This is a genomic window from Gemmatimonas sp., from assembly GCF_044376735.1.
Taxonomy (GTDB): domain Bacteria; phylum Gemmatimonadota; class Gemmatimonadetes; order Gemmatimonadales; family Gemmatimonadaceae; genus Gemmatimonas.
Genome location: NZ_JBILKJ010000016.1, coordinates 46,155 through 52,177, shown reverse-complemented (window position 1 = coordinate 52,177; position 6,023 = coordinate 46,155). Strand labels below are relative to the sequence as shown.

6 protein-coding genes are annotated in these 6,023 nt (G+C 64.3%); 2 read left to right on the top strand and 4 right to left on the bottom strand.

The genetic code is table 11. The annotated features are described in order from the left end of the window. Both ACIRA7_RS04415 and ACIRA7_RS04410 read left to right on the top strand, forming a co-directional pair. On the top strand, positions 1 to 584 hold a 584-nt coding region (locus tag ACIRA7_RS04415), incomplete at its 5' end, for a hypothetical protein (RefSeq protein WP_396219606.1). Further along, positions 577 to 1,956 carry a cytochrome P450 gene (locus tag ACIRA7_RS04410; protein WP_396219605.1) on the top strand — a complete coding sequence of 460 codons (1,380 nt, stop codon included), beginning with the start codon at positions 577 to 579 and terminating at the stop codon, positions 1,954 to 1,956. The genes ACIRA7_RS04415 and ACIRA7_RS04410, both read left to right, overlap by 8 nt. A gap of 140 nt (positions 1,957 to 2,096) precedes the next feature. Here the strand turns inward: ACIRA7_RS04410 and ACIRA7_RS04405 are convergent, their stop codons facing one another. The 4 genes from ACIRA7_RS04405 to ACIRA7_RS04390 form a co-directional block, all read right to left on the bottom strand. Continuing rightward, positions 2,097 to 2,711: an ATP-dependent Clp protease proteolytic subunit gene (locus ACIRA7_RS04405; protein WP_171223885.1), complete on the bottom strand. Its 615-nt coding sequence runs from the start codon at positions 2,709 to 2,711 to the stop codon at positions 2,097 to 2,099. Between the two features lie 56 nt (positions 2,712 to 2,767). Continuing rightward, complete coding sequence (gene tig, locus ACIRA7_RS04400; protein ID WP_396219604.1) at positions 2,768 to 4,012, bottom strand: trigger factor; 1,245 nt, start codon at positions 4,010 to 4,012, stop codon at positions 2,768 to 2,770. Positions 4,013 to 4,143: 131 nt separating this feature from the next. After that, positions 4,144 to 5,655 (bottom strand): phytoene desaturase, encoded by a 1,512-nt coding sequence (locus ACIRA7_RS04395; RefSeq protein WP_396219602.1) that lies wholly within the window; start codon positions 5,653 to 5,655, stop codon positions 4,144 to 4,146. Positions 5,656 to 5,702: 47 nt separating this feature from the next. Next, a complete protein-coding gene (locus ACIRA7_RS04390; RefSeq protein ID WP_396219601.1) occupies positions 5,703 to 6,005 on the bottom strand; it encodes a hypothetical protein in 303 nt (100 codons plus the stop codon). Positions 6,006 to 6,023 lie beyond the last annotated feature (18 nt).

The window sequence follows — 6,023 nt, the reverse complement described above, 5'->3', positions numbered from 1 at the left end:
CGATGGCCATTGGCATGGGGGCGAACACCATTCTGGCCCCGGTGGCCACCCACCCCCATCTCACCGATTGGCCCCCCGCCCGCATCCAGGGCATTTTCGGCTGGATGATGCTGTATCTGGCGATCCTGACCATCAGCCTGGTGTGGCACGGATTGGTCACGGTGCGCAACAAGAAGCAGCACCTCGAGAATCGCCGATGGCCCAACGTGGGGCTCAATGTGCTCGTGATCGCCGCCGCGCTGCTCTGCGCCTACCGCGGCTGGTTGATCGATGAGGTGCTCATGATGGGCATCGCGGTGGTCGGCGTGGCCTCCGGGCTCACGAACCTCTGGTTCATCTACACGCCGAACCCGTCGCGCATCGCCTACCAGCTGGAGCACGTCAAGGCGATCGTCGGTTCGGGCATTTCCGTCTACACGGCCTTCATGGCGTTCGGATTCGTCCGCCTCATGCCACATAATGCGCTTAATCCGAAGATGTGGTCGATCCCGCTGGTGGTCGGTCTGGCCATCATCATCTACCACCAGATGCGCATTCGTCTCACGCAGCGCCGAACGGCGCGGATGACCACTCAGGGTGCCTGACGCTACGCTGTCCCCGTTGTATCGCCCGCCGGCGCCCGTGCCTCGCGCGCCGGTCACCTCGCTCTTGCGGCTGCTCTGGCGCCGTCAGAAGGATTTGCTCAGCCTGCTCCCCGACCTAGCCTACCGCGAGATGGTCACGCCGCTGGGCTCGTCGCGTCGCGGCATCCTGCTGATCAATGATCCGGCCTGGGTGAACAAGATTCTCACCGATCACGATCTCTTCCCCAAGAACGACCTGTTCGTGGAAGCCCTCGAAGATCTGGTGGGCAATTCGATGTTTGTGACCAGTGGCGACACCTGGCGGCGGCAGCGGAAAATGGTCGACCCGGCCTTCTCGCATATGCGCATCAACCGCGCCTTCGACTTCATGGCGGCGGCCGTCCAGGACTTCGAGCAGCGGCTGCGGGCGCTGTCGGCGTCGGGGGACACCTTCTCGCTCGACGCCGCCATGAGTCATCTCACGGCTGACGTGATCACGCGGACGATCTTCTCGGTGCCGCTGGAAGGGGAGACGTCGCAGCAGGTGTTCGAAGACTTCATGCGCTTCGAGCGGCAGGTGGGGAGTATCGACATCAAGCGACTGCTGTTGGACAAGCCGTGGTCGCCCACCACACAGCCGCAGCCGGTCCGCGATGCCTGCGCGCGCATCCGCCGGCATCTGGGCACGATGCTCGACACGCGCATCGCGACCACCGGACTCGATGATATCGCCGGCGCCGTGCTCGAGGCGCGGGACACGGACACGGGGCTGCCGTTCACGCGCGACGAACTGATCGACCAGCTGGGCGTGTTCTTTCTGGCCGGGCACGAAACCACCGCCAGCTCCCTGACGTGGGCGTTCTACATCCTCTCCATGCGCCCGGACGTGGTCGCCCGTATGCGCGACGAAGTGGAGCGCGTGGTCGGTGACGGCCCCGTGCTGCTCGAGCACACGAAGCGGCTACCCTACGTGCGCAACTTTTTCCGGGAAGTGCTGCGCCTCTATCCGCCGATCACCTTTCTGCCGCGTGTCGCGGCGCAGGACACCGAGATCGCCGGCCGTCGCGTGAAGCGTGGCACGATGCTCATGATCGCGCCGTGGAGTATGCACCGGCACCAGAAGATGTGGGTGAACCCGGACCGCTTCGATCCCGACCGCTTTCTCCCCGAACGCGAAGGCGAGATGACGCCGGGGGCCTATATCCCCTTCGGTGCGGGGCCGCGCATCTGTGTCGGTGCTGCGTTCGCGACGATCGAGACGGCGCTGATCCTGGCCAGTCTCGTGCGCCGCTTCGACTTCACCACGCTCGATGCAGACAGCGTGCGGCCATTCGCGCGGCTCACCACGCGACCGGCGGTGGAGGTGATGATGCGGGTGGCAGAAGTGCGATAACTGAAAACTGCAAACTGCAAACTCCCCAAGAAGCAGGGGGGAGGGTTTCAGGAGGCAGGAAGCAGGCGAACCGCACGCGGTTCCTGCGCCCTCCTTCCTGATACCCTCCCCCCTGCTTCCTAGGGAGTTCTTGTTGTTCCTTACTTCGCTACCGCAACCAGTTCCGCCTGATGCTGAATCACGTTGTCGACGAGGCCGTACACCTTGGCGTCTTCGGCACTCATGAAACGATCACGGTCCGTGTCGCGCTCGACCTGCTCGACCGGCTTCCCGGAGTGCTTGGCCATCAGCTCGTTCATCTTCGAACGGAGATACAGGATTTCGCGCGCCTGAATCTCGATATCCGACGCCGAACCACCGCCGCCATTCTGCGACGGTTGGTGGATCATGATGCGCGAGTGCGGGAGCGCGCTGCGATGGCCGGCGGCGCCGGCGCACAGGAGGAACGCGCCCATGCTGGCCGCCATGCCCATGCACGTGGTGTGCACCGGCGCCTTGATGAACTGCATGGTGTCATACATCGCCAGACCGGCAGACACGCTACCGCCCGGCGAGTTGATGTAGAGGTGGATCGGCTTCTCGGGGTTATCGGCCTCGAGGAACAGCATCTGCGCGATGATGATGTTCGCGACGTCGTCATTGATGGGCGACCCCAGGAACACGATGCGGTCCATCAACAGGCGCGAGAAGATGTCATAGGTGCGCTCGCCACGGCTTGAGCGCTCGATGATGTACGGCATGTAGATCGATGCCATGCGACAACTCTCCTGAAACGGTTGGTCGGGCGGTGTCTCGAACGGGGATCGTACGGTTACGCCGTCGTGACCGGGTTCTTTTCGAGCAGCCAGCCGAAGACACGGTCTTCGGTGAGTTCACGCTCGATCTCCTGCAAACGACCCGACTTCTGCAGCTGCGCGTACACCTGGCCAGGATCCACGTTCCGGGCCTTCGCGAGCTCCTCGATGCGCGCATCCACCGCCGCCGCGCTCGCCGTGAGCGACTCCCGCTCGGCGACCGTGTCGACGATGAGATCGCGACGCACCTGACGCTCGGCCATCGGAATGAATTCCTGCGCGAAGCGCTGCTTCTCCGCATCGGGCACGCCGTACATCTGCATGTAGCCGTCGACCAGCTGCATCACCCACGCCTTCGGCACGTCGAACGGATTGGCTTCGACGATCTGGTCGATGAGCTGTCCACGCACGTCCGCGTCGGCTTCGCGCTTCGCATGCGCACCCATGTCGGTGCGCACGGCCTCGCGCAGGATCTGCACGGTGTCGAAGTCGCCGATCTCTCGCGCAAACGCGTCGTCGAGTGCCGGGAGCGACTTGCGTTTCACGTCGGTCAGCACCACGCGTACGAGCTTGGTGGCGCCACGCTGCGATTCGTCGGGGAAGTCGTCGGGCCACCGCACCTGACGCTCCGTGGTGCCGCCAAGGGTGGTCTCCATGATGAGCTCCTCGATGCCAGCGATGGCCTGTCCACCGCCGAGCACGAGCCGGTATTCCTTGCCCTCGGGCAGGGACCCATCGGCGTCGGCCGTGGCGAGCATCACGGTGACCATGTCACCGGGGGCCGGCTTGTCTTCAACCGGCGCCCAGTCGGCCTTCTGCTCGCGGATCTTCTCGATCTGCTCGTCGATCTGGTCGTCGGTCACGGCCGAGTCGCGTCGCGCCACCGTGAAGCCCTCGAGCTTCTCCAGCGTGAGCTCGGGGCGCACTTCGCAGTGCAACTCGAACTCGAGCGGATGGCCGGGTTCGGCCTTGAGATCGTGCACGTGCGGCTGGGCGGCGAGCTTGAGCCCTTCACGCTCGACGGCCTCGCGAAACGCGTCGTTCATCGCGAGCTCGATCGCCTCCTGACGCACTTCGTTGGCGTAGCGCTTGCGCACCATCGCGGTCGGGGCCTTGCCGGGGCGGAAGCCAGGAATGCGAGCCTGCGTCGCGTACTTGCGCGCCGCCTTTTCTTCGTAGGACGCGACGGTGTCAGCCGGCACCGAGATCTGCATCCGGCGCGAGACTCCCGCGCTCTCGGTCGGGGTAATGGTGATGGTCATGCGGCGGAATCTAAGTGAGGCAGGGAGTCGGGGTGAACTGCGAAAACAGGGCCGCCGACGGAAAAGTCCGAACGGCCGCCCTGTGATCGGGGACGATGGCCAGCGCGACGCGTGTCGCCGGCCGGATGCGGTCAGCGCAGCGAGAGCTCCGGGGCCGGCGTCGCAGCGCGAGCAGGCGCGCCACCAATGAGTTCCGCGACGATCTTGCCGCTGGAGATCACGCCGGGGAGTCCGGCCCCCGGATGGGTACCGGCGCCACAGAAGTACAGGTTCGGGATGTCCTTGCTCACGTTGTGCGGGCGCATGTAAGCCGACTGGGTGAGCACGGGCTCCGGACCGAAGGCGCTGCCGAGATAGCTGTTGAGGCTCTTCTCGAAGTACCGCGGGTCGATGCGGCGCTCGGTAACGATATGCTTGCTGAGCTCCGGCATGTAGCGCTCTTCCAGATAGGCCATGATCCGGTCGCGATACCGCTGGCCCACGGCTTCCCAGTCCACGTCGCCGCCGAGATGGGGCACCGGGGACAGCACATACCAGCAGTCGTGTCCCGGCGGTGCCAACGACGGATCGGTGGCGGTGGGGCGGTGCAGGTAGAGCGAGAAATCGTCCGCCAGAATCTTCTTCTCGAAGATGTCTTCCAGCAGCGCCTTGTAGCGCGGGCCCATGATGATCTCATGGTGCGCAATGTCCTCGTACTGCCTATCGGTGCCGAAATAGATCACGAAGAGCGACATGGAGAAGCGCATCCGCTCGACCTTGGCATTGCTCATGGAGGGGCGTGCCTCGGGCGGCAGCAACGTGCGATAGGCCTGCGCCACGTCCCCGTTGCATACCACCGCGTCGGCCTTGAGCACTTCGCCGCCTACCAGCTTCACGCCCGTTGTGCGGCGGCGGGCCATGTCGACCGTGATTTCCTTGACTTCGCTCTCGAAGCGAATCGTGCCGCCAAGATCCTCGAACGCCTGCACGAGCCCCCGCACGAGTGCCCCAGTGCCACCCATGGCGAACAGCACGCCCCACTGCTGCTCCAGCTTGTGGATGAGCGCGTACATCGAGGACGTCTTGTACGGATTGCCGCCGACCAACAGCGGATGGAACGAGAACACCTGCCGGAGGCGCTCGTCCTTGAGATACTTGTCGGCGAGTGCCGCGACCGAGATGTCGGACCTGGTGCGGATCAGGTCGGGGAGCATCTTGATCATCGAACCGGCCGTGAGGAACGGTTTGTCGATGAGCGGCATGCCCACGTTGAAGATTTCCCACGCCTTGTCGCGGAACTTCAAGTAGCCGGCGACGTCGTCGGGATTGAACTCACCCACCTGACGCACGATGGCGTCGCGGTCGCCGTTGTAATGGAAGACCGACCCGTCTTCGAACCGGATGTTATAGAACGGATCGAGCAGGACGAGCTTGATGTAATCTTCGGTTTTCCTGCCGGTCAGCGCGAAGAGCTCGTCGATCAGCCACGGTGCGGTGATGATCGTGGGGCCGGCATCGAACGAGAACCCATCCTGTTCGAACACGTACCCGCGGCCGCCGGCCTTGTCGAGCTTTTCGACAATCGTGACATCGTGGCCCTGTGCCTGCAGGCGAATGGCGGCGGCGAGTCCGCCGAAGCCGCTGCCGATGACAACAATGCGCATGAACCGAGGTGCTGAAGAAAGCGGGGAGCGCCGCTCCGCCGCGTTGATCAGCGGCGAAGCAGCACGGCAATGTGCCAGAGATGAATCACGAGCGCGGCCAGCATGGCCAGAGCAAACCCCTCGGGCGACGGATCCGGGCGACGATGGAAGATCATCGCCGCGACCAGTGATCCGCCCGCGCCGAGAAACGACACGATGCGCGCCGTGTTGGGCGAGCCGAGCGCCGACGATGGGGTCCGTCGCTGCCACAGGTACAGCACGGTGGCCTCGATCACGATGAGGACCAGAATGCCGATCGGGAGCGCGTCGGAATCGAAAATCGGGACCAGTCGATCCATCGGAGCGATCATGAGCCTAACGCCGTGATC